The following is a 25,558-nucleotide window of genomic DNA, read 5'->3' as shown; positions in this document are numbered from 1 at the left end:
AGCGTCCAGCCACGATGAATCCCGTTGACAGCGAATTCTAGTTTGCTGGAAAATAAATCCATCATGCAGGAAACGACCACCTCCACTGCCGACGATACCGGCATCAACGAACGCATCGCCCGCCGCGTGCGCGACCTGCGCACCCTGAGAGGCTACACGCTCGATGCGCTCGCCGCGCGCTCCGGCGTCAGTCGTTCGATGATCTCGCTCATCGAGCGCGCGTCGGCCAGCCCGACGGCCGTCGTGCTCGACAAGCTCGCGGCGGGCCTCGGCGTGTCATTGGCCGCACTGTTCGGCGGCGATCGCGACGACGCACCCGCACGACCGCTGGTACGGCGCGCGCAGCAAGCCGAATGGCGCGATCCGGCGTCCGGTTATGTGCGGCGCAATGTGTCGCCGCCCGGCTGGCCGTCGCCGATTCAGCTCGTCGAGGTCGACTTCCCGGCCGGCGCACGCGTCGCATACGACAGCGGCGGGCGCGAAAGCGCGCTGCATCAGCAGGTATGGGTCGTCCACGGGCGCGTCGACGTCACGTTCGGCGAGCAGCTTCACGAACTTCACGAAGGCGACTGTCTGGCCATGCGGCTCGATCAGCCGCTGATTTTCAGCAACCCGTCGTCGCAGGCCGCACGTTATGTCGTTGCGATCTGCGATGTATCCGCCGCCACCGGCGCGCGGCATGTGTAATCCGTCATTCGTTCAAAGCCGACAGGCGCAGGAGCCCGTATGAATTCCCCGAAACAGCGCGACGACGTGCGCCTGATCGATTGCAGCGAAGCCGAGCATGCGGCCGCCATCCTCGAGATCCTCAACGAGGCGATCGTGAACTCGACCGCGCTGTACGACTACCGGCCGCGCCCGCCGGAAGCGATGGTCACGTGGTTCGCGACGAAGCGTGCGGGCGGTTTTCCGGTCGTGGGCGCGGTGGACGAAGCAGGCACGCTGGTCGGCTTCGCGAGCTGGGGCACGTTCCGTGCGTTCCCCGCGTTCAAGTACACGGTCGAACACAGCGTCTACGTGCATCGCGACCATCGCGGCCGCGGGCTCGGCGAGTTTCTGCTGCGCGAGTTGATCCGGCGTGCGCGCGAAGCCGGCGTGCACGTGCTGGTCGGCTGCATCGACGCGACCAATGGCGGCAGCGTCGCGCTGCATACGCGACTCGGTTTCGTGCACTCGGGCACGATCACCGAAGCGGGATTCAAGTTCGGCCGCTGGCTCGACGCGGCGTTCTATCAGCTCAGGCTCGAAACGCCGGCGCAGCCGGTGGATGGTTGATCGGCAAGGTCACGACGACGCGGGCGGTGTGACCGCCACGCACCGCTATCATCACTCCCGCCGGCAGCGGCAACGTGCCATCAATCGAGCCATCGCAGCACATTGTTGCATCGCCGTCGGGCGTCAGCATCTACTTGTGATTTACAACGACGACGGCAATAGCACATCGACGCGCGAGCGGGTGACGTTGCCGTATCCGAAGGAATAGATGCGCGGGTGGAAGCGAAGAAAAAAGAAAAGCCCCGCCGAAGCGGGGCTTTTCTTTTCTTGCTGGAGGCGCGAGCCGGAGCCGAACCGACTTAAACGGTCTTTCAGGCCGTCCGATTCTACATAAAATCAATAACTGATTGAAATCAATCACTCAGAATAACCACTCCAGCGCACGAATCAGTTCTCCGAAGCCCCGTACCGACATTATGAAATCGACTGGGCTGCCCTGACTCGACGGATTGAGTCCGCAACGTATAAAAGCCATTCGAAGAACATGTCGAACACACGCCTGCCGACCGCCCGGTTTCGAACACTATGCTAGCTGTGCTGTGAGATTTCCAAGTCGATTCTTTAACGTTGTCCGAAGATTCACGTCCGCACCGATCATGGTAAGAGCAGCTCTTTCGTAATCTGACCGCCCGTTAAAGTGCAAGGCTCGCGCCAAGCTACTAAGCACGCCCGACTCCCTGACAGGGTAGCGGGACACAACTGCCTCAACGTCTTCAACGTCGATCATACGATTGATTCGATCCAATTCAGCTGGATACGGTGACGCAATTGTGATCTCGATTTCACTACGTGTGCCCTCCGTCATCGCTTGTCGTTCAGGCATCGCAAGCAGCAATTGGTCTCGCATTTGACGTTCTGCAATCCGGCTCGCAAGATGCTCGGCAACTCCTCTCGACTTGAGCGCAGTTATAGCTGCCATAGTGGCCTCTCTGATCATCTGGTCCACCGACAACCCCAAAGTCTGCGCTTGTCGGTCGGCCAGCACTCGTAGAACATCAGCAGAATAATAAAGACTCTCAACAGCGAAAATTGGTAGCGGAAAAATGCCATTTGCTTCCAGTTCTGCAACCCTCTCCGCGCCCATGCCGTCGTGATCAACTAGCCCAAATACTTGCGCTCGATGGAATGTCTCCGCTGCTCGTAACCCTTCCACGGCGCGCATTACCTCGCGGCAACTTTCCCGTGATCGCACCGAGACCGACGGAAACAACAGAGCGTACAAAGGTTGATCAAGGCTTGTAGATGTTCCTTCGATAAACAGGATCTTTCGACGCGAGCCGATCAAGTCGACTCGCAGCCACTCAGGGATTTGGCCTGGATCGCCCAGAACATCAATTTCCCACGTTGCAATAGCGTCCCCTTGCCAGGTACTACCTCGCACAAGGACCAACGTTGCCGAAGACGAACCGCTGGGAAGATCCAGTTCGTGTGTACAAACCACGAATCCACACTCGGGTCGCTCGGAAATCAGCGCTTCAAGAAGAGGAACAACAATCGAAGGATGAAGGTGCAGCTCAGGTTCATCGATAACAAAAATCGCACCATTGGGAGCAGCGACTACTTCGGCTGCAAATACAAGCGCAGCTCGTTCCCCATCAGACATCCGGGCGAAACTATAGATAGATCCTGACTGCTTGGCCCGAAGCTCGCCTCCCTCAATTAGCATACTGACTGGCAAATTTGCTTGCGCCAAAATCGCGTTTACCCGGTCGAGCGGCGAGTTACTGGACTGAAGTCGAGTGACGGCTGCAGAATTCGATCCATCGCGCTTTATCTCGTTCGCAGCGTCAATTTTATACTGAGTTTCCGCAGCTTGCAGATCGTGAATTGCCTTCTCATTCCTTGAGGTTGCAGAATATAAACGCCACCTGGTATCGGGCGACAAATCCCAACCTCGCATGTTCTCTTGAAGTTGGCGACGTGATGCGGGTGTCAGAGACAGGCTCTCGCTCTCGAAGTAGCTAGGGCGAGAACCGGGCATATAGACCACGTTGTTCCCAAGCTGTCCGGAAATGCGGTGCATCAGCGCAGATTTCCCTGTCCCGTTACGCCCTAGAATAAAGAGTGGACGACCCGATTCGACGCTGATTTCAGCGAATACTCCCTGTCCAATGGGAATTTTAACTCCGGAAAGAACGTTCGTTTGACCAGTTGCCATAGACTCCTCTTGCATATAGTTATAGGGACCACCCCGCAGCGGACGACGATTTTTTTAACCAACAATCGTACGCGAGCTAACCTCAAGAATTTTAGCAAACACGCAACAAAAGAGTTTCTGGGCGACTCTGCCCGCCAGGGAGCCGTCATTGGTGATTTCCTACCAACGTCTCGAACCGTGCGAATAGCGACAGCACCTGGGCATCTTAGGGGCCGACAATCCACCCGGTAGTTCAGAGGATGGAATGATAAGCGCGAGGCTTATCCAGTAAGGCTCCTACCCCCTGCTGTAGCAAATTTGTAGCGCGTACAAAAGCCCGCTCGCAGCGGGCTTTCGTGCTTCTGGGCACCCGATTCCACCGTTTGGTTGCAAAGCAACTTGCACTGCCTGATGATGCAGCAGTATTTGAGCCGGATCTGATAGGGGCACATCGGAAAATCTACGCCAAGGCCTACGCCGCATAGGTCCGTCCCTGACGATCTATGCAGATGTCAGACAAGTTGAGCACAACGGACAAGGAAGGGAACCGACGTGGGACCGAACAAGGCTCAAGACGATAAGCAGGCCGCTCCGCTTAGAAGGATCAGCTTCAAGTACCGCTCGGGGCCCGCAGCTCTACGCTGCTTATCTGATGGTTCAGCTTATTTTGCAAAACCATCCGAGCTCAATGACTGTCTTGAAGCTAAGTTCGATCATTCGAATGTGGCCGACTATATCGAGCGCATGGATCGGTCAATCAGAAGTGTGGCTGAGCAATGCGGTTGTGCAGGCGGATACACAGTGCCGAAGGGAGAGCTTGCATCGTTCGAAGTGAAGAATGCCCGTGATAATACCAATTTCTTCGAAGCTACCCAGCGAGTCGGTATCTATTCGACGGCGAGCAGGCCAGACAACCAACCCATGTGGGCCTACTACTGCGACAACTCGAAGGGATTCTGCTTCGAGTTGGAATGGCCAAACACAGTGTTAGGGCGGTACCAGATTGCGCCTGTCGGCGTGCTTTATTCATCGGCGGCACGTGTGCACAACCGTGCAGATATCTTTGATACCTTGATCCGTGAGGAAGCTGAGTTGCATCCGAATTGGTCGATGGACCGCATACTCGAAGAAACTCGATCCGAATTCTTCAGGTTTCGCTTTCAAATGTTGAACACATGCCGCGCTGTGTCGATTAAGCACAGCGACTGGTCGCACGAACACGAAGTCCGGTTTCTCACGCCCCGTGCCGGCCCCATGCCGATCATGGGCGAGATACTCAAGCGTGTTTACTTTGTGCGCACGGATTTCCCCGAATGGGAACCGGTGATGACATTGCTGCATCAGCGCTACCCGAACGTTGAGCTAGCGAAGCTGACCTTTCAACATATCGAGCCATACGTGGAAGTACAGAGCATGACCGTGAAGCTGGTCCCGATTCACGAATGATGTCTCAGCACATGCTCAACCCACCTGTAGTCGAGCGTAGACAGCGCCTTCGCCTTTGTGGCCTCGCGGCCGAGCAGTGCATCAACATGGACGTCGGAGGCGGGGACGGAGACGCGGCGCAAATAGGCCCGGATTGCGTCACCAGTGGTCGCGAGTGAGTCGTGCTGCTGCACGACCTCTTCCGGCACGATGCCGGCGTCGAGCAGCTGCTCGAGGCGGGCGACGTACGCATCGCCCTCTTCCTCGGTATCGAACGTAAGCGAAAGTAGCCTTGGCAAAAGCTTCGTTCGCTTGATGGTGTATTCCCGCGCGCCGGAGAGGCGCCGTCGTTTGTTCGACATACCTGGTCAACTCGCCTCGATTGCCAACTAGCCGATTGACGGGTGGTTGGCGTCGGTTCTTGGTTGGTTAGAGGCGACTTTTTACCACTCTTGGCGATCTATTTCCATCTTTGGAAATGTACAGAAAAAAGAAAAGCCCCGCCGAAGCGGGGCTTTTCTTTTCATGCTGGAGGCGCGAGCCGGAGTCGAACCGGCCTAAACGGCTTTGCAGGCCGCTGCATAACCGCTTTGCTATCGCGCCAAAAGCGGACTGTCCGGATGCCATGAAGACAACTGACAGATTTTTTATTCGAGGACCATCAGTCCATCAAATAAAAAGGGAAGCTTGGCTTCCCCATGACTTGGAGCGGGAGACGAGTCTCGAACTCGCGACCTCAACCTTGGCAAGGTTGCGCTCTACCAACTGAGCTACTCCCGCATTGTCCTGCACATGCAGCGTCTTGCCGTACAACACGCCGCCAGAAAATCTGGAGCGGGAGACGAGTCTCGAACTCGCGACCTCAACCTTGGCAAGGTTGCGCTCTACCAACTGAGCTACTCCCGCATGTGTCCTGCATCTGCAGCGCTTCGCCGTACAACACGCTGCCAGAAAAATCTGGAGCGGGAGACGAGTCTCGAACTCGCGACCTCAACCTTGGCAAGGTTGCGCTCTACCAACTGAGCTACTCCCGCGTATTGCTGCGCTACTGCTTCCCCGTCACACACTTACTTCGTCGTGCAGCGGAGAAGCGAGATTATGTCGAAGGCACATTCGTATGTCAAGGGCTTTTCCAGCCCTTTTTCCAGAAACCTGCGCGATCGAACGTATGCGCGCCCTCGTCACGCGCCGCCGCGCTCGCGAATCTGCGGCCATGCGAGCTTCATGTAGTACAGCATCGACCAGATCGTCAGCACAGCCGCGAGATACATCAGCCACTCGCCCCACACGCGCGTGTCGATCGTCGCGATGCCGAGCGGCAACGGGCCGTAGTAAAGCAGCATCGGGATCGCGATCATCTGGCATGCGGTCTTGAACTTGCCGAGCTGGTTCACCGCGACGCTCTTCGACGCGCCGATCTGTGCCATCCACTCGCGCAACGCCGAGATGGCGATCTCGCGGCCGACGATTACCAACGCAATCGCCGCGTCGACCCGCGAAATCTGCACGAGGATCAGCAGCGCCGCCGTCACCATCAGCTTGTCCGCGACCGGATCGAGGAATGCACCGAACGACGACGTCTGGTTCCACTTGCGGGCGAGATACCCGTCGAACCAGTCGGTCAGCGCAGCGAGAATGAAGATCGCCGCCGCCGCGATATTGCGGTGCGCGCCGCCCATCACCGTGTCCGGCAGATAGAACACGCCGACGACGAGCGGGATCAGCACGATCCGTACCCACGTCAGGAAAATCGGGAAATTGAACGGCATGGCATGCGGGTCAGTAAAGGATTTGCAATTGTGCCGTGTCGACCGGCCTGCCACAAGAACGCCAAAACGCGCGCGGGGGCGACCGGCCGCACGGCCTGTCAGTGAAGCTGCTTGTAGATCTGCTCGGCCAGCGCATGCGAGATGCCGTCGACGCTCGCCAATTCCTCGACGCTGGCCGCAACGACACCGCGCAGCCCGCCGAACCGCGCGAGCAACCGCTGCCGGCGTTTCGCGCCGACCCCTTCGAGTTCCTCGAGCCGCGAAGTCTGGCGCGCCTTCGCCCGCTTCGCGCGCATCCCGGTGATCGCGAAACGGTGCGCCTCGTCGCGGATCTGCGCGACGAGCATCAGTGCGGCGCTTTCCTTGCCGAGTTCCAGCGACGTACGGCCGTCCGCGAACACGAGCGTCTCGAGGCCGACCTTGCGCCCCTCGCCTTTCGCGACGCCAACCAGCATCGACGTGTCGAGCCCGAGCTCCGTGAACACCTGGCGGGCAATCTCGACCTGGCCCTTCCCGCCGTCGATCAACACGATGTTCGGCAGCAGGCTCGATGCCTCGGCCTGGCGCGTCGATTCACCGTCGATGCCGGCCGCGTCGTCGGCAGCCGCCGCCTGCGCGGCCTGCTCGACCATCTTCTCGTAGCGGCGCGTGAGCACCTGCCGCATCGCCGCGTAATCGTCGCCCGGCGTGATGCCGGCGATGTTGTAGCGACGGTACTCGCCCGACTGCATCTTGTGATGATGGTAGACGACGCACGACGCCTGCGTCGCCTCGCCCATCGTATGACTGATGTCGAAACACTCGATCCGCAGCATCGCGAGATCGTCGCATTCGAAGCTGAGCGTCTCCGCGAGCGCTCGCGTACGCGCCTGCTGCGAACCCTGCTCGGACAGCAGCCGCGCGAGCGCGAGCCGCGCATTCTGTTCGGCCATCGACAGCCACGCGCGCCGCTGCCCCTGCGGCTGCCGCACCATCGACACCTTGTGGCCGGCCTGCTCGGACAGCAGCTCGAGCAGGTCGCGGCTCGCGGGCGCATGGCTGACGACCAGCACGGGCGGCACGCGATTGCCGAGATAGTGCTGCGCGATGAACGCATCGAGCACCTCGGCCTCCACCGACGGCGCCGCGCCGCGCGTGCCGGCCGCTTCTTCCACTGTATCGCCTGCTGCTGCGTCTACGGTCGCGTCTTCCGCCGGCAGATCCGGCTGCGCGCCAGCCGCGTCCAGCGCGTCGGTGTCGTCACCGAGGCCGCCTTCGGCAAGCGTCAGCGCACTTTCGACATGCGTCGGGAAATAAGCCTTGTCGCCGAGATGCCGCCCGCCGCGCACCATCGCGAGGTTCACGCACACGCGTCCGCCCAGCGCGACGACCGCCAGGATGTCGACGTCGCTGTCGCTGCCGACCTCGATCGCCTGCTGGTGCAGCACCGTCGCGAGCGAACTCATCTGGTTGCGCACGGCCGCCGCCTGCTCGAACTTCAGTTCGCCCGCGAACGCGTGCATCTTCTGCTCGAGCTCCTTCATCACTTCCGATTGCCGGCCGAGCAGGAAGCGCGCGGCGTTCGACACGTCGATCGCGTAATCGTCCGCCGAGATCGCACCGACGCACGGCGCCGTGCAACGCCCGATCTGGTGCAACAGGCACGGCCGCGTACGGTTGTTGAACACCGAATCCTCGCAGGTACGCAGCTGGAACACGCGCTGCAGGATCTGGATGCTCTCGCGCACGGCCCACGCGCTCGGGAACGGCCCGAAATACTGGTTCTGCTTGTCGACCGAGCCGCGGTAGTACGCCATGCGCGGAAAACGGTGCGCGGTGAGCTTCAGGTACGGATACGATTTGTCGTCGCGAAACAGGATGTTGTAGCGTGGCGCGAGCGCCTTGATCAGGTTGTTCTCGAGCAGCAGCGCCTCGGCCTCCGAGCGCGTGACGGTCGTCTCGATGCGCGCGATGCGCGTGACCATCATCGCGATGCGCGGCGACAACTGCGTCTTGGTGAAATAGCTCGATACGCGCTTCTTCAGGTCGCGTGCCTTGCCGACGTAGAGTACGGCGCCCGCCGTGTCGTAGTAGCGGTAGACGCCCGGCATGTGCGGCAACTGCGCGAGGATCTTCTTCGGTTCGAACGGGATATCGGCGGCTTCTGGGAATGTCATGCGTGATCCGGGCACCTTGTGGCGCGGAGCGGGTCCATTAGAATCGCCAGTTTAGAGCATTCACCGGCCCGCTTCGATGCCCCGCACCGCCCCCGCCTCTCCTTCGCCGCTCGCGCCCGACGAACCGATCGCGTGCGACCTCTTCTGCACCGTGATCGACAACTTCGGCGACATCGGCGTGTGCTGGCGTCTCGCCCGCCAGCTCGTGCACGAGCACGGCTGGCAGGTTCGCCTCTTCATCGACGACCTGGACACGTTCGCGCGCCTGCTGCCGGGGGTCGATCCCGATGCCGGGCGCCAGACGCTCGACGGCATCGTCGTCGAACACTGGCATGCGGAAGCCGGCGACGCGCTGGACATCGCCGACGTCGTGATCGAGGCGTTCGCGTGCGAGCTGCCCGGCGCGTATCTCGCGGCGATGGCGCGCCGCGCGCGCCGCCCGGTGTGGATCAACCTCGAATACCTGAGCGCCGAGGACTGGGTCGCCGATTTCCATCTGCGCCCGTCGCCGCACCCACGTTATCCGCTGCTGAAGACGTTCTTCTTTCCGGGACTGTCGGCTGGCACCGGCGGCGTGCTGAAGGAACGCGACCTCGATGCGCGCCGCACGGCCTTCGAAGCCAATGCCGCGGCGCGCGCCGCGTGGTGGCAGCACACGACCGGCAGTGCGCCGCCCGCGCCCGGCACGACGGTCGTCAGCCTGTTCGCGTACGAGAATCCGGCCGTCGACGCGCTGCTCGCGCAGTGGCGCGACGGCCCGTCGCCCGTGGTCGCGCTCGTGCCGGCCGGCCGCATCTCGCCCGCGCTCGCGCGCTTCTTCGGGGTCGAATCGTTCGGCGCCGGCGCACGTGCGAGCAGCGGCAACCTGACGGCGTACGGGCTCGCGTTCGTCCCGCAGGCCGACTACGATCCGCTGCTATGGGCGGCCGACGTGAATTTCGTGCGCGGCGAGGACTCGTTCGTTCGCGCGCAATGGGCGCGCAAGCCGTTCGTATGGCACATCTACCCGCAGGCGGACGATGCGCATCTGCCGAAACTCGACGCAGCACTCGCGCATGTGTCGGCGGGCCTCGCCGACGCGCCGCGCGCGGCGCTGGAACGCTTCTGGCATGCATGGAACGGCGCCGGCACGCCCGATTGGGCCGATTTGCTGCAACATCGCACCGTGCTCGACGCGAATGCGGCCCGCTGGGCCGACGAGTTGGCGAGCGTCGGCGATCTCGCCGGAAAGCTGGCGGAATACGCAAAATCTCAGTTAAAATAAGCGGTTATCCGACGGCTGACCACGCAAGCGCTCGCGTTTGGGCTCCTGGCGCCCACCGGAACGCACCCCCGCTTGCGCCGTCAGCCGTTGCGCAACGCTCAGGCACCTATTTATTTGATTGGATCAGGACAGTTTTTTATGAAGACCGCACAGGAACTCCGCGTAGGCAACGTCGTGCAGATCGGCAGCGACGCATGGGTCATCGCCAAGGCCGAATACAACAAGTCGGGCCGTAACGCCGCCGTCGTCAAGATGAAGATGAAGAACCTGCTGACGAACGCAGGCCAGGAATCGGTCTACAAGGCCGACGACAAGTTCGACGTCGTCGTGCTCGACCGCAAGGAAGTGACGTACTCGTACTTCGCCGACCCGATGTACGTGTTCATGGACGCCGACTACAACCAGTACGAAGTCGAAGCGGAAATGATGGGCGAAGCGCTGAACTACCTCGAAGACGGCATGGCTTGCGAAGTCGTGTTCTACAACGAGAAGGCGATCTCGGTCGAACTGCCGACGATCCTGGTTCGCGAAATCACCTACACGGAACCGGCCGTCAAGGGTGACACGTCGTCGGGCAAGGTGCTGAAGAACGCAAAGCTCGCAACGGGCTTCGAACTGCAAGTGCCGCTGTTCTGCAACACCGGCGACAAGATCGAAATCGATACGCGTACGAACGAATACCGCAGCCGCGCGTAACCGGTCTGCGATTTCCGCATCGAACAAAGCGCCCTTCGGGGCGCTTTTTGTTTGTCCGGCATCAACAGCGGCCGCGCGCTGCCGCCATAAGCAGCACAAAAGCCACCGGTAAAGATATTCAATTTGTATCATCGGTAACTGTTTTATAGCGCCGGAGAAATAATGCTCGTTACGCGTTCGGCGGGGCATAAAATCAGTTTTTAATCTGACATGCGGCTGCGGCCGGCCCGATGCCGACAGCCCGCCTCTCTTGACTCGACTCGCGTTCACCATGCCACACGCCCTGATTGTCGAAGACGATCCCAACAGTCTGTCCGGCCTCACCGCGCTGCTCGCCGCAGACGGCTTCTCGGTCGACACGGCCACGTCGCTCGCCGAAGCGCGCACGGCGCTCGGCCGCTCGATTCCCGATGTCGTCCTCGTCGACCTGAACCTGCCGGACGGCAGCGGATTCGACCTGCTCCAGCACCTGCCGCAGCAACAGCCGAACGGCTCGCTGCCGGTGATCGTGCTGACGGGCAACGCGACTGTCGAGAGCGCGATCGAAGGCCTGCGTCACGGCATCTGGGACTACCTGCTGAAGCCGATCAACATTCCGCGCCTGCGCAGCCTGCTCGCCCGGATTCCGCGGCCCTACGAACTGATCGATGAAGTGCAGACGCTGCGCGCGTCGCTGCGCCACCTCGGCCGCTTCGGCGCCCTCGTCGGCCGCAGCGAACCGATGCAGCACGTGTACGACATGATCGAACACAACGCGCGTACCGAAACGGCCGTGCTGTTCGCGGGCGAAGCCGGTACCGGCAAGAAGCTGGCCGCGCGCACGCTGCACGACCTGAGCCGCCGCCGCAAGGGGCCGTTCGTGTCGTTCGACTGCCGCACGATCGCGCAAGCCGGCCGTCAGGGCGCATCGCTAGACAGCGTGCTGTTCGGCCATGAGCGCGGCGCATTCGACGGCGCCGAGCGGCGCGAATCGGGCCTGTTCGAACAGGCCGGCGGCGGCACGCTGTTCCTCGACGAGATCACTGCGCTGCCGCTCGTGCTGCAGGAAGCGTTGCTGCACGCGCTCGACTCGCAGAATTTCATGCGGATCGGCGGCACGAGTTCGATCGCCAGCGACTTCCGGCTGATCGCGACGACGCGCCGCCCCGCGCGCGAAGCGGTCGCGAACGGCACGCTGCGCGAGGATCTGTGGCTGCGTCTCGATGCCGCGTCGATCACGATGCCGCCGCTGCGCGAGCGCGACGGCGATGCGCTCGCGATCGCCGATGCGCAGATCGACGAACTGAACCGCGAAGCGCGTGCCACGGGCCGCAGCACGACCGACAAGCGCGCGGCGCCGGGCTTCGTGCGCGAATGCCTGTCCTACGAATGGCCGGGCAACGTGCGCGAACTGCAGGAGCGCGTGCGCTTCGCGTACGACGCCTCGGGCGACTTCATCGAAACGCTGCGTGCGGGCGAGGCCAGCTTCACGGCCGGTGCTGCGCTGAACGGCAGCAGCGTGCAGATCAAGGTCGGCACCCCGCTGTCCGACGTCGAGGATCTGCTGATCCGCGCCACGCTCGACGCGGTCGGCGGCACGCGACACCGGGCGGCGACTCTGCTCGGCATCAGCCCCAAGACGCTGTACAACAAGTTGCAGCGAATGAAGGTCAACTGACCAGGCCGCAGTTGTCGCGGGCGCTGGTCGGATCTGACGGTTAGTTGCGTAAAAGCGGATCGCCCCAAGGGTCAGCCCCGACAAAAAAGCCGCGCATTCGCGCGGCTTTTTGTTTCCATCAACCGGAACGGCGCGGCGTCTCGCCGCCCTTCCCGCTTACGCCGGCACGCTGCTCAACAGCGCCTGCGCCTGCAGATAGTCGGGCTGCACGATCAGCTTGTCCCATTTGAGCGCCTTGCCGCGCCCCCGCATCCGCTTGATGCGCCGCACCGACTCGGCCGACGCATGTGCCTTCAGTCCGTTCAGCACGACTTCGGCCGCGTCCGGCTGGTTGCACACGAGCACCATGTCGCAGCCGGCGGCGAGCGCCGCGTCCGCCGCCTCCGTGAGCGTGCCGCCTTCGCGCGCCGCTTCCATCGACAGGTCGTCGCTGAAGATCGCGCCGGTGAAGCCCAGCCGGCCGCGCAGGATGTCCTGCAGCCATACGCGCGAGAAGCCCGCCGGCCGCTTGTCGACTTGCGTGTAGATCACGTGTGCCGGAATCACCGCGGACAGCGACAGGCCGAGCCAGTCGTATGGCGCGACATCCTGCTTGAGAATGGCGTCGAGCGAACGGTCGTCGGTCGGCAACGCAACGTGCGAATCGGCCTCCGCGAAACCGTGCCCCGGAAAATGCTTGCCGCAGTTCGCCATGCCGGCAAGCGACAGCCCGTGGTTCAGGCTCTTCGCGAGCAGCGTGACGACGCGCGGGTCGCGGTGGAACGCGCGATCGCCGATCACCTTCGAGTGCCCGTAGTCGAGATCGAGCACCGGCGTGAAGCTCATGTCGATTCCGCATGCGCGCAACTCGGCGGCCAGGATGTAGCCGACCGCGGTCGCGACCTTCATCGCGAGCAGCACGTCGCGATCCCACAGTTCGCCGAGGCGGCGCATCGCGGGCAAGACCGTGAAGCCGTCGGTACGGAACCGCTGCACGCGGCCGCCTTCGTGATCGACGGCGATCAGGATGTCCTCGCGCACCGCGCGGATCGAATCGGTCAACGCGGTCAACTGCGTGCGGTTCTGGAAATGCCGCGCGAACAGGATCACGCCGCCGGTGTTCGGATGCGCAAGGCGCCGCGCATCGTCGCGCGACAGGGCCGTGCCGACGACGTCGAGCATGACCGGGCCGGGAGTCGTTTTCATCGAATCGGAAAGTCCGTCAGGGAGTGGTTCGGGAAACAGGTGCAGGCGGGGCGGCGTCCGTCTCGGCGACCACGAACGACACCGCATAGTCGCGTTCGTCGCTGACCGTCACGCGTGCCGTGATGCCGCGCGCGGCAAGCCAGTCGGCCAGTTCGCCCGACGCGACGACGTACGGCTCGCCGCTGCGTTGATTGAGGGTCTGCAGCGCGCGCCACGTCATCGGCCAGTGCATGCCGAGGCCGATCGCCTTCGAGAACGCTTCCTTCGCGGAAAAGCGCGTCGCGAGAAACGCGATGCCGCGCGCCTCGGAACGCGCGCGGCGCGCATGGAATACACGTAGTTCGTCAGGGCCGAGCACCTTCTCGGCAAACCGGCCGCCCGTGCGTTCGAGCACGGCCGCGATGCGGCTCACCTGGACGATGTCGGTGCCGATGCCGTAGATCGCCATGTCAACACCCGCCGCGTTGCATCGACGGTGCAGGATGACGAGCGACGCGCGTGCGCACTGGTGTCATCGTCAGCGCGCGCCGCCGTGCAGTGCGGCGACACGTGCCGCGACCATGATCGCCTTCATCTCGCGCACCGCGTTGTCCCAGCCCGCGAAAATCGCATGCGCGACCAGCGCGTGGCCGATGTTCAGCTCGACGATGCCGTCGATCGCGGCGATCTGCTGCACGTTCGTGTAGTGCAGACCGTGACCGGCGTTGACCTTCAGGCCCAGTTGCGCGCCAGCCTGCACGCCCGCGACGATGCGCTCGTACTCGCGCTGCTGCTCGGCTTCGTCGTGCGCATCGGCGTAGCGGCCCGTATGCAGTTCGACGACCGGTGCGCCGGCTTCGTGCGCCGCGCGGATCTGCGTCTCGTCCGGGTCGATGAACAGCGACACGCGCACGCCGGCGTCGGCGAGCTGCTTGCATGCCGCGCGCACGGCCTCGAAGCGGCCGGCGACGTCGAGACCGCCTTCGGTCGTCAGCTCTTCGCGCTTCTCGGGCACGAGGCACGCGTCGTGCGGACGCACTTCGCATGCGATGTCGAGCATCTCGGCCGTCACCGCGCACTCGAGGTTCATCCGCGTCTTCAGCAGCGGGCGCAGCTTGCGCACGTCCGCATCGACGATGTGGCGGCGATCCTCGCGCAGGTGCAGCGTGATCGCATCCGCGCCGGCCTCTTCGGCGGCCAGTGCCGCGCGAATCGGATCGGGATAGGTCGTGCCGCGCGCGTTGCGCAGCGTCGCGACGTGGTCGATATTCACGCCGAGGTCGATGGCGGTGGGCGTTGTCAGGAAGAAGCTCATAGATTTTGCAGGTCGATCAGGATCTGACGCGTGGCGAGCGGCGTACCGCCGAGATAGGTGTTCAGCAGGAAGCGCATCAGCGTCTTGCTTTGCGCGACCGTCTGGGCTCGATGGTAATCGTCCTGCTCCATGTCGAGCAACGTCTGTCCTGCAATCACCGGCCAATGCGACGGCACGTCGTCGCCCGCATTGCGCACGCCGCGCTCGGGATCGAATACGTACCGGCCATCGGGCTCGACCGCGCGGCGCGCGACCGTGCGGTTCAGCGCCATCGCATAGCCGGTCTCGCGCAGCAGCACGCGTTCGAACGAACGCAGCACCTGCACCGCGGGTTCGCCGTGCGCGAGGCGCGTGAGCGTCAACACGTAGTGATTGAAGAGCGGCGGCTGAGGATCCTCGCGCGCGCAGAATTTCACGAGCAGTTCGTTCGCGTAGAAGCCGCACAGCAGCCCGTCGCCGCCGAGCGGCAGCATGCCGCCCACCCATTCGGCGCCCGTCAGCGTGCGGACTTCGGATTTGCCCGACCACGACAGCAAGAGCGGCTGGAACGTCTGCAACACGCCGCGCAGCGCGGAGTGCGGGCGCTTCGCGCCCTTCGCGACGAGTGCGAGCCGGCCGTGATCGCGCGTGAGCACGTCGATGATCAGGCTCGTTTCCCGGTACGGATAGCTGTGCAGCACGAACGCCGGCTGCTCGGCAACGCGGAAATCGGACGTGCGAGACGTCGCACGCCGCGCCTTGCGACGCGGCGGTTCGGGCGGTGCCGGCAGCGGCGCGTCGTTCGCGCCGTCCGTCACCGCGTCTTCGGTCGACGTCAGCGCGTCATTCGTACCCATAGGCACGCAGCCCCGCCTCGTTGTCGGCCCAGCCGCTCTTCACCTTCACGAAGGTCTCGAGATACACGGGGCCGTCGAACAGCTTTTCCATGTCCATCCGCGCTTCGGTACTGATCTGCTTGAGCTTCTCGCCCTTCTTGCCGATCACCATCGCCTTGTGCGAATCGCGTTCGACAAGGATCGTCGCGAAGATGCGCTTCAGGCGCCCCTCCTCCTCGAACTTGTCGATCAGGACGGTGCTCGTGTACGGCAATTCGTCGCCGGTCCAGCGGAACACCTTCTCGCGCAGGATTTCGGCCGCGAGGAAACGCGAACTGCGGTCGGTCAGTTCGTCCTCGCCGTAGATCGGCTCGCCTTCCGGCAAATACGGCTTGATCGTTTCCAGCAGGCGCTTGATGTCCTCCGGCTTCTGCGCGGACAGCGGCACGAGCTCGGCGAATTCGCGCAGCGCGCTCATCTTCTGCATGAACGGGAACAGCGACGCCTTGTCGGTCACGCGGTCGATCTTGTTCGTGATCAGCAGCGTCGGCATGCCGGGCGGGATCAGGTCTAGCACCTTCTGGTCGTCGGGCCCGAAGCGGCCGGCCTCGATCACGAACAGGATCAGGTCGACCGACGTGAGCGTCGACGTGACCGCACGGTTCAGCGAGCGGTTCAGCGCGGTGCTGTGACGGGTCTGGAAGCCCGGCGTGTCGACGAACACGAACTGCGCGTCGTCGAACGTGTTGATGCCGGTGATGCGGTGGCGGGTCGTCTGCGCCTTGCGCGACGTGATGCTGATCTTCTGGCCGACGAGTGCGTTCATCAACGTCGACTTGCCGACGTTCGGGCGGCCCACGATCGCGATCATGCCGCAACGGAAACCGGTAGGAGCGGGAGTGTTCATATCGTTTGGGAGACAGGTTCGGAACCGGCCGCGCGGCGCGCGGCACGATCGATGGGCAATTCAGTGGTCGGCATCGGCCACGCGCGCCTGCGCGGCAGCAAGACTTGCGCCGCCCGGCGGCGTATCGGTGTCGGGCGGCGCGGAATCGCGGGCGCGCAACGTCGGACGCGAAGCTGGGTCGGAACCGGCCGGCTTTTCAGCGGACGGCGACGCCGGATCGGCCGCCTTGTCCGACGGCTTGTCGGCAGGTTTGTCAGCCGCCGGCTTCGCCGACCGTTCGGCCTTGTCCGAAGCCGCTTCCACGTGGGATGCGCGAATCGCCGCCATCGGCGCCTGGGCCGATTCCGCGCCGGGCTCGGCCGCCGCCTTCGCATCGCGCGCGGCCGCGCGTTCCTTGCGCTCCGGCGAACGCAGGTCGAGCGCTTCCTGCACGCCCTTCACGCCCGGCACGATTTCGGGCTCGACATGCTTGGAGCCACGCGCGTTCTTCGAACGCTTCGGCTTCGACGCCAGCATCGGCGCGGCCGCCATCACCTCGTCGAGCGCCTTCTTCGCGGCAGCCTGCTCGGCCGCACGCCGGCTCGCGCCGGACCCCGACACCTTCACGTCGAGCTTCGGCACCGTGCATTCGACCTCGAACTGCTGATTGTGCGCCGCACCATGCGTAGCGACGACCGTATAGGTCGGCAGCGCGATCTTGTGCCCCTGCAGATACTCCTGCAGCAGCGTCTTCGCGTCCTTGCCGAGCGTACGCGGATCGATGTGGTCGAGAATCGGCACGTAGAGGCGCTTGATGACCCCCTGGGCGGCTTCGAAGCCGCCATCGAGGAATACGGCCCCGATGATGGCTTCGAATGCGTCCGCGAGGATCGACGGGCGGCGGAAGCCGCCGCTGCGCAGTTCGCCCTCGCCCAGCCGCAACCCTTCCGAGATATTCAGGGCCTGAGCAATTTCATACAGCGACTGCTGCTTGACGAGATTGGCGCGCACGCGCGACAAGTCACCTTCGTCCAGCTTGCTGAAACGCTGGAACAAAAGGGCGGCCACCGCGCAATTCAGAACGGAATCGCCGAGAAACTCGAGCCGTTCGTTGTGCGTGGCACTGTGACTGCGATGGGTCAAAGCCTGGCGCAATAATTCCGCATTGCGAAATTCGTAGCGCAGCCGGCTTTCCAACTGGGATGGGGGCATGGCAGGAGTATAACGCGGGCGCCGGTCGGGCCGAAACGGCGCGGCCGGACGCGAAAAGGCGTGACGAGGCGGTGTTACCGCCGGTTCTTAAAGTAGTTCGGCAATACGCGACGCGGCCCGTGCATCGCGTATTGCGTGTGAGTCGAGAAACGCGATCAGTTGAAGGAACCGATGCGCTTCAGATCGCTGAAGTTCATCCAGATGAAGAACGCGCGACCGACGATGTTGTTGTCCGGCACGAAACCCCAGTAGCGGCTGTCCGCGCTGTTGTCGCGGTTGTCGCCCATCATGAAGTAGTGACCCGGCGGCACCTTGCAGATCACGCCGCGGCTGTTGTACGTGCAGTTGTCCCGATACGGATAATCGTAGGCGCCCATCACGAACGGCGGCACGGCGGGATTGTTCAGGATCGCGTTCTTCCTCGTGCCGATCGTTTCCTCGAACTGCTTCGCGTAATTCTGGCGCTCGTCGTCGAAGAAATCGGGCAGCGGCGTTTCGGGCACCGGCTGGCCGTTGATCGTCAGTTGCTTGTCCTGGTAAGCAACCGTGTCGCCCGGCAGGCCGATCACGCGCTTGATGTAGTCGACCGATTCGTCCTTCGGATAACGGAACACGACGACGTCGCCGCGCGACAGCGGGCTGCCCTGCGTGATCTTCGTGTTCGTGATCGGCAGACGCAGACCGTATTCGAACTTGTTCACGAGGATGAAGTCGCCGACGAGCAGCGTCGGCACCATCGAGCCCGACGGAATCTTGAACGGCTCGACGACGAACGAACGCACGACGAACACCGCGAGGATCACCGGGAAGAAGCTGGCCGTGTACTCGAGCCACCACGGCTGGCGCAGCTTCTCGTCGCGCAGCTTCGAACGCGTCTGCACCGCGTTTTCATCCGCGAAACGCTTGTCGATGCGCGACTGCTGGCGATCGAATTCCTCGATCGCCACGTCGGCCGCCTTGCGGCGCCGCGGCAGGAACACCAGTTTGTCCAGCACCCACGCTACGCCCGTCACCACGACGAGCACAAAAAGAATCAGCGCAAAATTCATAAAAGGATCAGTCCTGTTATTTGTCTTCGACGCGCAAGATCGCGAGGAACGCTTCCTGCGGGATCTCGACCGAACCCACCTGCTTCATGCGTTTCTTACCTTCTTTCTGCTTCTCGAGCAGTTTCTTCTTTCGCGTGATGTCGCCGCCGTAGCACTTCGCGAGCACGTTCTTGCGCAGCGCCTTGATGTTCTCGCGCGCAACGATGTGCGCGCCGATCGCGGCCTGGATCGCCACGTCGTACATCTGGCGCGGGATGATCTCGCGCATCTTCGCGGCCACTTCGCGGCCGCGATACTGCGACTGCGAGCGGTGCACGATGATCGACAGCGCATCGACCTTGTCGCCGTTGATCAGCATGTCGACCTTCACGACGTCCGACGAACGGTATTCCTTGAACTCGTAGTCCATCGACGCATAGCCGCGCGACACCGACTTCAGACGATCGAAGAAGTCGAGCACGATCTCGGCCATCGGGATTTCGTACGTGAGCTGCACCTGGCGGCCGTGGTACTGCATGTTGATCTGCGAGCCGCGCTTCTGCTCGCACAGCGTGATCACGGAGCCGACGTAGTCCTGCGGCATGTACAGGTTCACGGTGACGATCGGCTCGCGAACCTCGGCAATGCGGCCGGGCTCCGGCATCTTCGCCGGGTTCTCGACCATGATCGTCGAGCCGTCGCTCTGCACCACCTCATAGACGACCGTCGGCGCGGTCGTGATGAGGTCCATGTCGAACTCGCGCTCGAGCCGCTCCTGCACGATTTCCATGTGCAGCAGCCCGAGGAAGCCGCAGCGGAAACCGAAGCCGAGCGCCTGCGACACTTCCGGCTCGTACTGCAGCGACGCGTCGTTGAGCTTCAGCTTCTCGAGCGACTCGCGCAGCGCGTCGTACTGGTTCGCCTCGACCGGATAGAGGCCCGCGAACACCTGCGGCTTCACTTCCTTGAAGCCCGGCAACGGCTCGGTGGCGGCCTTGGTCGCGTGCGTGACGGTATCGCCGACCTTCGCGGCCGTCAGCTCCTTGATGCCGGCGATGATGAAGCCCACCTGCCCGGCCGACAGCGATTCGAGATTGCGCGACTTCGGCGTGAACACGCCGATGTGCTCGACCGGATACTGCGCGCCGGTCGCCATCATCTTGATCTTTTCCTTCGGACGCAGCGTGCCGTTGACGATGCGCACGAGCATCACGACGCCGACATAGTTGTCGAACCACGAGTCGATGATCAGCGCCTGCAGCGGCGCGGCCGGATCGCCCTTCGGCGGCGGCACCTTCGCGATCAGCGATTCGAGCACGTCCTCGACGCCGAGCCCCGTCTTCGCGCTGCAGCGCGTCGCGTCGGTCGCGTCGATGCCGATCACGTCCTCGATCTCCTCGATCGCGTTCTCGGGGTTCGCGGCCGGCAGGTCGATCTTGTTCAGCACGGGCACGACTTCGACGCCGAGCTCGATCGCCGTGTAGCAGTTCGCGACCGTCTGCGCCTCGACGCCCTGGCTCGCGTCGACCACGAGCAGCGCGCCCTCGCACGCGGACAGCGAACGGCTGACCTCGTACGAGAAGTCGACGTGCCCCGGCGTATCGATCAGGTTGAGGTTGTAGACCTTGCCGTCGCGGGCGCGATACGACAGGGCAGCCGTCTGCGCCTTGATCGTGATGCCGCGCTCGCGCTCGATGTCCATCGAGTCGAGCACCTGCGCTTCCATTTCACGGTCGGCGAGGCCGCCGCATACCTGGATGATGCGATCCGCGAGTGTCGACTTGCCATGGTCGATGTGCGCGATGATCGAGAAATTGCGAATATGATCCATTCAGTGCCGATCAAGCGAAAAAGGCGCGCTCGACGACTGCGGAGCACGCCTTGTAAGTCGGTGAAAAAACGGCTTATTTTAGCCGAAAAGGCCTTTGCCGGGCGGTAATTCGGAACGCCGGGCGACGCGCGCCCGGTAACGGCTTCCCGGTGAGAGGCCGATGCTGCCGCCCCCAAAGCGAAAACGTGCCGCGCGAAGCGGTGCCGCACCGGGCGATCGAGCCAGCTTCAGCGCCGGGCCGCGAGCGCATCGCGCACCCTCCCCTCGTCGAAGCGATGCCGGCACACTTCCGCGCCGTCGAGCAGCAGCACGGGCACGTCCTCGTCGTAGCGGGCAACGAGTGCCGGATCGGCGTCGATGTCGACATAGTCGACCGCGACACCGAATTCGGCCGCGACCGGCGCCAGCGCGTCGCGCATGTCGTCGCACAGGTGGCACCAGCCACGGCCGTAGAGCGTGAACATCGGCGCGTTACTTCTGCGTCGGACGCGGCCGCACCGGCACGAACTGCGTGTTGTCGCCGCGTCGCACGAGCACCGCGACCGCCTTCTGCGAATCGAGCTGCGCGGTCACTTCGGCGAACTGCTTCGCACTGGTGATGTCGGTGTCGCCGACACGCAGCACGATGTCGCCGCGTTGCAGGCCGGCACGGGCTGCCGGGCCGTCGACGCCGTCGATCTGCACGCCGCCCTTCAGCTTCAGCGACTTCATCTGATCCGCCGAAATGTCGCTGACCGTCAAGCCGAGCGAGTTGGCCTGGCGCGGCTTCTGCGGCGTGTTCTTGCGCTGCTCGGCCTTCGCCGTCGTCTCCGCCGGCGTCTCCGCGATCGTGATCGGCAGATCGCGCGCCTGCCCCTTGCGCCACACGCTGACGGTCGCCTTGGTGCCCGGCTTCGTGTCGCCGACCATGCGCGGCAGATCCGACGCCGTATCGACCGGCCGGCCGTTGAACTTCAGGATGATGTCGCCCGGCTGGATGCCCGCCTTGTCGGCCGGACCGCCCGGCTCGACGCTGCTGACGAGCGCGCCTTCGGCCTTCGGCAGCCCGATCGAATCGGCCACGTCCTTCGTCACCTCGCCGATCGCCACCGCGATCCGGCCGCGCGTGACCTTGCCCGTCGCCTTCAGCTGGTCGGCCACGCGCATCGCCTCGTCGATCGGGATCGCGAACGAAATGCCCATGAAACCGCCGGTACGGCTGTAGATCTGCGAGTTGATGCCGATCACTTCGCCCTGCATGTTGATCAGCGGGCCGCCCGAGTTGCCGGGGTTCACGGCGACGTCGGTCTGGATGAACGGCAGGTAGTCGCCGGTGTTGCGGCTCTTCGAGCTGACGATGCCGGCCGTCACGGTGTTGTCGAGGCCGAACGGCGAACCGATCGCGACGACCCACTCGCCGACGCGCACCTTGTTCGAATCGCCGATCGCGACGATCGGCAGGTTCGACGCCTGGATCTTCACGACGGCGATGTCCGTGCGGTCGTCGACGCCGATCAGCTTCGCCTTGAATTCGCGCTTGTCGGTCAGCGTCACGTAGATCGTGTCCGCATCGTCGACGACGTGCGCATTGGTCATCACGTAGCCGTCTGCCGACACGATGAAACCGGAGCCGACGCCGCGGTTCTGCTCGGCATCGGGCGGATTGTCGGGCGCGGGCGCATCTTTCGGGTTGCCGCTGCCATTACCGCTGCCGTTGCCGTTACCGGGCGCCTGCGGCAACGGAATGCCGAAGAAGCGCCGGAAGAATTCCGACATGTCGCCGTTGTCGAAGCCAGGCGGAAGCGCGCCGCGCGGGCCTGCTATCGGCACGTTCGCGGTGGTCCGGATGTTCACGACGGCCGGCCCGACCTTTTCGACCAGGTCGGCGAAGTCCGGGAGGCTGGCGGCGGGAGCCGTAGCCGCAACCGCGGGATGCGGGACGAGCGGCAGGCAGGCGCACAGCGCCGCCGCCGCGAGCCAGTTGCGCAGCGTGAGTTTCGTCATGTCGGAAGCCGAAGCGTTACTTGGAAGCCTTGTATTCTATGGCAGACGCGAACTGCTGCAACGTAGCCGGCGGCACTTCGCCGAGCACGGTGATCCAGTAGTCGCCGCGGCGCTTCACGAGAACGTGCGTCGCACCGGTGCTGCCCGCGCCTTCCTTGCGCGTATTCTTCTCGGCCGGCTCGATGAAGACGGAGATCGTTGCAAGTCCATCGGTGAAAACGGCCTGATCCACCGAAATCGGCGGATCGCCGGCATCGCGCGCGGCCATCGGCCGACGCACTTCACGGATTTTCTGGAAGCCGGCGACGTTCGGTGCGATCTGCCAGCCCTGTGCTTCCATGTCGACCGTCGCGACCGGCGGACGGACGACCGTCCAGCCGCCCAGGTTGCGGATTCCGGCGGCAATCGCCGACTTGTCGCCGGCCGTGCCGCCCGTCTGCACTTGCGAGAACGCGATCTGCTCGAGCACGTGATCGCTCGCGTCGAGCGTCTGCGAACGCAGCAACAGCCCGGTGCGGGCATCGGCCCACAGCTTGTACGTGAAGCGGTACGCGTCCTTCGGCACGAGTTCGACGACCTGCGCGTCGATTCCTGCCACGCGGTCCTTGCCGAGCGGTTTCGCGTCGTAGACGGACATCACGTGCTCGCCGCTCGCGCCGAGCAGCGCGGGGAACGAGTCGCGCGTCTGGCGGCGCTCGACCACGCACAGCTTGCGCTCCGGCACGAACGTGTAGAGTTCGTCGTTATGCCGCAGGACCTTGCGCGGCTTGCCGTCGAGCGTCTCGATGCGCTCGAACTCGCCGTCGCGGGACGAAACGTGAGCGATGCGCGACGACTGCACATATCCGCCGCGCTGGTAGACGAACGTCCCCTCGTAGTTCTGCTGCTGCGCCGCCTGCTGGATGCGGTCGAGCCAGTCCGCCGCACCCTTGCGGGTCGCGACGGGATCGTCCGGTTGCTGGGCGCTGGCAGGAAGGGATTGAACGGACAACAGGGCGGCTGCGCAAAGCAGGAGGGCCGGCAGCCGCTTCCATCCGGAGATGGCTTGATTCAACTGCAATGTCCGCATCGGGTTTATTGGCCTGGCGTGGTGGTCACGGCAGCGCGGATCAGCGGCATCGAGCCCGTGACGACGGGCTGCTGCGCGAATTGCTGGTGCGCTTCGAGGTATTGGTCGAGCGTGGCGTCGCGGATGATGTTGACGTCCTGCAAGCCCGGCTGGACCGATGCCTGCGCGACCGTCACGCGCTGCAGGTCGCCGCGCTGCGGCGCGCCTGCCGATGCGACCTGGACGGTGCCCGGCGTACCGGCCGTCTGCATCTGCGGGACGACGATCCACGTCAGCGTGGCTGCGGCGGCCGCCACCGCGAACGCGGGCACGACGCGCCGGCGCAGCGACAGCAGCTTGCGGGCGACCGGCGCGGCGGCCGGCGCGAGCAGGTGCGGCTCGCTTTCGAGCGCGGCCGACATGCGCGCGGTGAACGCGACGCTCAGCGCGGGCGGCAGCGCGAGCTCGTCCGAGCGCAGCGCATCGCCGATCAGGTGGTAATGGGCCCACGCTGCGCGGTCCGCGCGGTCGAGCCCAGCCAGAAACTGCCCGTGATCCGGGCCGTCGAACAGTTCTCCGTCGACCAGAGCGGAAAGGCGCTCGCCGCGCGAGCACGCCTGCGACTGTGTATTGACCGACCCCATGATGCTCCCCATCTTGCACACACCCCGTCGTGATGCCACGACTCTATCCGTAACTAGACCCCGACCCGCGTCGATGCGCCCATCGCGCTTACCAGCGCTTGCCTTCGGGCGTATCGAGCAGCGGACGCAATTTCGCAGCGATTGCCTCGCGTGCCCGGAAGATGCGCGACCGGACCGTCCCGATCGGACAGCCCATCATTTCCGCGATCTCTTCGTAGCTCAGGCCCTCGATCTCGCGCAGCGTAATCGCCTGGCGCAGTTCTTCGGGCAGGAGGGCCATTGCAGCGTTGACCGTCTCCGCAATCTGCTTGCTCATCAACATCGACTCAGGCGTGTTGATATCCCTTAGTTGGTCTGCGTCGGAGAAAGTTTCCGCTTCCTCTGCATCGGCCTCGGTCGACGTCGGCGCCCGACGGCCTTGCGTCGCAAGGTAGTTCTTCGCCGTATTGACGGCAATCCGGTACAACCACGTGTAAAACGCCGACTCGCCGCGAAATTGCGGCAGCGCACGATACGCCTTGATGAACGCGTCCTGGGCCACATCCTCGACCTCGGCGGGATCCCGCACGAGGCGCGAGATCAGCCGGATGATCTTGCGGTGGTATTTGGAGACCAGGAGTTCGAACGCCGCCTTGTCGCCTTTCTGTACGCGCTCGACCAGAGCCTGATCGATTTCTTTTTCACTCACCTGACAAATCCATTAACTAGGGATGCAACGCGGAGCGTTATTGTAGCGTTCCGGCGTCGGGCGCTGGTTACGGTCGGTAACTGCGCCGCCGTCATGCCCGCCCCGCCGTGCCCGCGGTTCGCGCCAGCACGGACAACGCGCTGAACGACGCGGCGTCGAGCGCATCGGCAGGAATCAGCAACGGCCGTGCACGCCGGGCACCCTGCCCGACCGACAGCACGAGCAGCAGGCTGCTCCAGTGTGCATGCCCCGTCACGCGACCGCGCGCCAGTAGCCGCCCACTGCGGCCAAAGGCCGCAATCTCCCCGAATGCATCGATCCGCAGCTCGGCCGGCAGCCGACGGGCGCAGGCCCGCGCAGCACACACGGCAAGCAGCGCGGCCGTCGCCGCGGACACGCATGCGCCTGCGGCAGCGCCCGCCCGCGGCGCCCAGAACAGGTACGCGGACGCGGCGGCCACCGCGACGAACGCGGCCAGCACGACATACGACACGGCCGAGGCCCGCAGCGCAAAACGCTGCGGACGCCCGGCCGGCGCATCGAATGGACTCGTCAAGCGATTCTG

At 63.8% G+C, this 25,558-nt stretch carries 24 protein-coding genes and 4 tRNA genes; 6 read left to right on the top strand and 22 right to left on the bottom strand.

The genetic code is table 11. The features are described 5' to 3' along the window. The first annotated feature begins 63 nt into the window (after nt 1–63). Both DCN14_RS20145 and DCN14_RS20140 read left to right on the top strand, forming a co-directional pair. Nucleotides 64–687, top strand: a complete 624-nt coding sequence (locus DCN14_RS20145) for a helix-turn-helix domain-containing protein (protein ID WP_096507510.1) — start codon at nt 64–66, stop codon at nt 685–687. A gap of 39 nt (nt 688–726) precedes the next feature. Beyond that, a complete protein-coding gene (locus tag DCN14_RS20140; protein WP_096507511.1) occupies nt 727–1,275 on the top strand; it encodes a GNAT family N-acetyltransferase in 549 nt (182 codons plus the stop codon). Between the two features lie 523 nt (nt 1,276–1,798). Here DCN14_RS20140 and DCN14_RS20135 read toward each other — a convergent pair. Further along, nucleotides 1,799–3,433: an AAA family ATPase gene (locus DCN14_RS20135; RefSeq protein WP_143331711.1), complete on the bottom strand. Its 1,635-nt coding sequence runs from the start codon at nt 3,431–3,433 to the stop codon at nt 1,799–1,801. A 531-nt stretch (nt 3,434–3,964) separates the two neighbouring features. Here DCN14_RS20135 and DCN14_RS20130 point away from each other — a divergent pair. After that, nucleotides 3,965–4,858, top strand: a complete 894-nt coding sequence (locus tag DCN14_RS20130) for a DUF2971 domain-containing protein (RefSeq protein WP_143331712.1) — start codon at nt 3,965–3,967, stop codon at nt 4,856–4,858. Here the strand turns inward: DCN14_RS20130 and DCN14_RS20125 are convergent. The 7 genes from DCN14_RS20125 to uvrC form a co-directional block, all read right to left on the bottom strand. Further along, nucleotides 4,849–5,199: a hypothetical protein gene (locus DCN14_RS20125; RefSeq protein ID WP_240327407.1), complete on the bottom strand. Its 351-nt coding sequence runs from the start codon at nt 5,197–5,199 to the stop codon at nt 4,849–4,851. The genes DCN14_RS20130 and DCN14_RS20125 overlap by 10 nt on opposite strands. Before the next feature lie 167 nt (nt 5,200–5,366). Continuing rightward, nucleotides 5,367–5,440, bottom strand: a tRNA-Cys gene (locus DCN14_RS20120). A 101-nt stretch (nt 5,441–5,541) separates the two neighbouring features. Beyond that, nucleotides 5,542–5,617: transfer RNA gene (locus tag DCN14_RS20115), tRNA-Gly, on the bottom strand. A gap of 50 nt (nt 5,618–5,667) precedes the next feature. Beyond that, nucleotides 5,668–5,743: transfer RNA gene (locus DCN14_RS20110), tRNA-Gly, on the bottom strand. Between the two features lie 52 nt (nt 5,744–5,795). Then, a tRNA-Gly gene (locus DCN14_RS20105) sits at nt 5,796–5,871 on the bottom strand. Nucleotides 5,872–6,018: 147 nt separating this feature from the next. Further along, a complete protein-coding gene (pgsA, locus tag DCN14_RS20100) occupies nt 6,019–6,606 on the bottom strand; it encodes a CDP-diacylglycerol--glycerol-3-phosphate 3-phosphatidyltransferase (protein WP_096507513.1) in 588 nt (195 codons plus the stop codon). A 98-nt stretch (nt 6,607–6,704) separates the two neighbouring features. Next, nucleotides 6,705–8,762 (bottom strand): excinuclease ABC subunit UvrC, encoded by a 2,058-nt coding sequence (gene uvrC, locus DCN14_RS20095; protein ID WP_096507514.1) that lies wholly within the window; start codon nt 8,760–8,762, stop codon nt 6,705–6,707. 76 nt (nt 8,763–8,838) lie between these two features. Here uvrC and earP point away from each other — a divergent pair, with 76 nt between their 5' ends. The 3 genes from earP (at nt 8,839) to DCN14_RS20080 (ending at nt 12,379) form a co-directional block, all read left to right on the top strand. After that, nucleotides 8,839–10,026: an elongation factor P maturation arginine rhamnosyltransferase EarP gene (gene earP, locus DCN14_RS20090; protein ID WP_096507515.1), complete on the top strand. Its 1,188-nt coding sequence runs from the start codon at nt 8,839–8,841 to the stop codon at nt 10,024–10,026. Between the two features lie 138 nt (nt 10,027–10,164). After that, nucleotides 10,165–10,722 carry an elongation factor P gene (efp, locus tag DCN14_RS20085; RefSeq protein WP_096507516.1) on the top strand — a complete coding sequence of 186 codons (558 nt, stop codon included), beginning with the start codon at nt 10,165–10,167 and terminating at the stop codon, nt 10,720–10,722. Between the two features lie 271 nt (nt 10,723–10,993). Further along, nucleotides 10,994–12,379: a sigma-54 dependent transcriptional regulator gene (locus DCN14_RS20080; protein ID WP_096507517.1), complete on the top strand. Its 1,386-nt coding sequence runs from the start codon at nt 10,994–10,996 to the stop codon at nt 12,377–12,379. A gap of 156 nt (nt 12,380–12,535) precedes the next feature. Here the strand turns inward: DCN14_RS20080 and nagZ are convergent, their stop codons facing one another. The 14 genes from nagZ to DCN14_RS20010 form a co-directional block, all read right to left on the bottom strand. After that, nucleotides 12,536–13,564, bottom strand: a complete 1,029-nt coding sequence (gene nagZ / locus DCN14_RS20075) for a beta-N-acetylhexosaminidase (RefSeq protein WP_096507518.1) — start codon at nt 13,562–13,564, stop codon at nt 12,536–12,538. A 16-nt stretch (nt 13,565–13,580) separates the two neighbouring features. After that, nucleotides 13,581–14,012 (bottom strand): holo-ACP synthase, encoded by a 432-nt coding sequence (acpS, locus tag DCN14_RS20070; RefSeq protein ID WP_096507519.1) that lies wholly within the window; start codon nt 14,010–14,012, stop codon nt 13,581–13,583. A 69-nt stretch (nt 14,013–14,081) separates the two neighbouring features. After that, nucleotides 14,082–14,858, bottom strand: a complete 777-nt coding sequence (pdxJ, locus tag DCN14_RS20065; RefSeq protein ID WP_096507520.1) for a pyridoxine 5'-phosphate synthase — start codon at nt 14,856–14,858, stop codon at nt 14,082–14,084. Further along, nucleotides 14,855–15,694 (bottom strand): DNA repair protein RecO, encoded by an 840-nt coding sequence (gene recO / locus DCN14_RS20060; RefSeq protein ID WP_096507521.1) that lies wholly within the window; start codon nt 15,692–15,694, stop codon nt 14,855–14,857. The genes pdxJ and recO overlap by 4 nt, the downstream gene beginning before the upstream one ends. Beyond that, a complete protein-coding gene (era, locus tag DCN14_RS20055) occupies nt 15,681–16,580 on the bottom strand; it encodes a GTPase Era (protein WP_096507522.1) in 900 nt (299 codons plus the stop codon). The genes recO and era overlap by 14 nt, the downstream gene beginning before the upstream one ends. Before the next feature lie 60 nt (nt 16,581–16,640). Continuing rightward, nucleotides 16,641–17,771 (bottom strand): ribonuclease III, encoded by a 1,131-nt coding sequence (gene rnc, locus DCN14_RS20050; protein WP_096507523.1) that lies wholly within the window; start codon nt 17,769–17,771, stop codon nt 16,641–16,643. A gap of 155 nt (nt 17,772–17,926) precedes the next feature. Continuing rightward, complete coding sequence (lepB, locus tag DCN14_RS20045) at nt 17,927–18,820, bottom strand: signal peptidase I (protein ID WP_096507524.1); 894 nt, start codon at nt 18,818–18,820, stop codon at nt 17,927–17,929. 16 nt (nt 18,821–18,836) lie between these two features. Further along, entirely contained in the window at nt 18,837–20,630 is a 1,794-nt protein-coding gene (gene lepA / locus DCN14_RS20040; protein WP_096507525.1) for a translation elongation factor 4, read from the bottom strand. 227 nt (nt 20,631–20,857) lie between these two features. Beyond that, the gene (locus DCN14_RS20035) at nt 20,858–21,094 is read right to left on the bottom strand and encodes a glutaredoxin family protein (protein WP_096507526.1); all 237 of its coding nucleotides are present in this window, start codon (nt 21,092–21,094) and stop codon (nt 20,858–20,860) included. Between the two features lie 7 nt (nt 21,095–21,101). Further along, nucleotides 21,102–22,613, bottom strand: coding sequence for a DegQ family serine endoprotease (locus tag DCN14_RS20030; RefSeq protein WP_096507527.1), 1,512 nt, complete (start codon nt 22,611–22,613; stop codon nt 21,102–21,104). Between the two features lie 16 nt (nt 22,614–22,629). Further along, complete coding sequence (locus DCN14_RS20025) at nt 22,630–23,682, bottom strand: MucB/RseB C-terminal domain-containing protein (RefSeq protein WP_096507528.1); 1,053 nt, start codon at nt 23,680–23,682, stop codon at nt 22,630–22,632. 5 nt (nt 23,683–23,687) lie between these two features. Further along, nucleotides 23,688–24,305: a sigma-E factor negative regulatory protein gene (locus tag DCN14_RS20020; RefSeq protein ID WP_096507588.1), complete on the bottom strand. Its 618-nt coding sequence runs from the start codon at nt 24,303–24,305 to the stop codon at nt 23,688–23,690. Between the two features lie 88 nt (nt 24,306–24,393). Then, nucleotides 24,394–24,993 carry an RNA polymerase sigma factor RpoE gene (rpoE, locus tag DCN14_RS20015; RefSeq protein ID WP_006490873.1) on the bottom strand — a complete coding sequence of 200 codons (600 nt, stop codon included), beginning with the start codon at nt 24,991–24,993 and terminating at the stop codon, nt 24,394–24,396. Nucleotides 24,994–25,084: 91 nt separating this feature from the next. Further along, nucleotides 25,085–25,549, bottom strand: coding sequence for a protein YgfX (locus DCN14_RS20010; RefSeq protein WP_096507529.1), 465 nt, complete (start codon nt 25,547–25,549; stop codon nt 25,085–25,087). Between the last annotated feature and the right edge of the window lie 9 nt (nt 25,550–25,558).

The organism is Burkholderia sp. IDO3, from assembly GCF_003366075.1.
GTDB classification, from domain to species: domain Bacteria; phylum Pseudomonadota; class Gammaproteobacteria; order Burkholderiales; family Burkholderiaceae; genus Burkholderia; species Burkholderia anthina.
The sequence above is the reverse complement of the archived record's forward strand: the minus strand, read 5'-3'. Positions and strand labels throughout refer to the sequence as shown.

What these genes read in the sequence shown, in the direction of transcription:
- DCN14_RS20145 (WP_096507510.1), top strand. Translation starts at nt 64, where the DNA reads ATGCAGGAAACGACCACCTCCACTGCCGACGATACCGGCATCAACGAA.
- DCN14_RS20140 (WP_096507511.1), top strand. Translation starts at nt 727, where the DNA reads ATGAATTCCCCGAAACAGCGCGACGACGTGCGCCTGATCGATTGCAGC.
- DCN14_RS20135 (WP_143331711.1), bottom strand. Translation starts at nt 3,433, where the DNA reads ATGGCAACTGGTCAAACGAACGTTCTTTCCGGAGTTAAAATTCCCATT.
- DCN14_RS20125 (WP_240327407.1), bottom strand. Translation starts at nt 5,199, where the DNA reads ATGTCGAACAAACGACGGCGCCTCTCCGGCGCGCGGGAATACACCATC.
- pgsA (WP_096507513.1), bottom strand. Translation starts at nt 6,606, where the DNA reads ATGCCGTTCAATTTCCCGATTTTCCTGACGTGGGTACGGATCGTGCTG.
- uvrC (WP_096507514.1), bottom strand. Translation starts at nt 8,762, where the DNA reads ATGACATTCCCAGAAGCCGCCGATATCCCGTTCGAACCGAAGAAGATC.
- earP (WP_096507515.1), top strand. Translation starts at nt 8,839, where the DNA reads ATGCCCCGCACCGCCCCCGCCTCTCCTTCGCCGCTCGCGCCCGACGAA.
- efp (WP_096507516.1), top strand. Translation starts at nt 10,165, where the DNA reads ATGAAGACCGCACAGGAACTCCGCGTAGGCAACGTCGTGCAGATCGGC.
- DCN14_RS20080 (WP_096507517.1), top strand. Translation starts at nt 10,994, where the DNA reads ATGCCACACGCCCTGATTGTCGAAGACGATCCCAACAGTCTGTCCGGC.
- nagZ (WP_096507518.1), bottom strand. Translation starts at nt 13,564, where the DNA reads ATGAAAACGACTCCCGGCCCGGTCATGCTCGACGTCGTCGGCACGGCC.
- acpS (WP_096507519.1), bottom strand. Translation starts at nt 14,012, where the DNA reads ATGGCGATCTACGGCATCGGCACCGACATCGTCCAGGTGAGCCGCATC.
- pdxJ (WP_096507520.1), bottom strand. Translation starts at nt 14,858, where the DNA reads ATGAGCTTCTTCCTGACAACGCCCACCGCCATCGACCTCGGCGTGAAT.
- recO (WP_096507521.1), bottom strand. Translation starts at nt 15,694, where the DNA reads ATGGGTACGAATGACGCGCTGACGTCGACCGAAGACGCGGTGACGGAC.
- era (WP_096507522.1), bottom strand. Translation starts at nt 16,580, where the DNA reads ATGAACACTCCCGCTCCTACCGGTTTCCGTTGCGGCATGATCGCGATC.
- rnc (WP_096507523.1), bottom strand. Translation starts at nt 17,771, where the DNA reads ATGCCCCCATCCCAGTTGGAAAGCCGGCTGCGCTACGAATTTCGCAAT.
- lepB (WP_096507524.1), bottom strand. Translation starts at nt 18,820, where the DNA reads ATGAATTTTGCGCTGATTCTTTTTGTGCTCGTCGTGGTGACGGGCGTA.
- lepA (WP_096507525.1), bottom strand. Translation starts at nt 20,630, where the DNA reads ATGGATCATATTCGCAATTTCTCGATCATCGCGCACATCGACCATGGC.
- DCN14_RS20035 (WP_096507526.1), bottom strand. Translation starts at nt 21,094, where the DNA reads ATGTTCACGCTCTACGGCCGTGGCTGGTGCCACCTGTGCGACGACATG.
- DCN14_RS20030 (WP_096507527.1), bottom strand. Translation starts at nt 22,613, where the DNA reads ATGACGAAACTCACGCTGCGCAACTGGCTCGCGGCGGCGGCGCTGTGC.
- DCN14_RS20025 (WP_096507528.1), bottom strand. Translation starts at nt 23,682, where the DNA reads ATGCGGACATTGCAGTTGAATCAAGCCATCTCCGGATGGAAGCGGCTG.
- DCN14_RS20020 (WP_096507588.1), bottom strand. Translation starts at nt 24,305, where the DNA reads ATGGGGTCGGTCAATACACAGTCGCAGGCGTGCTCGCGCGGCGAGCGC.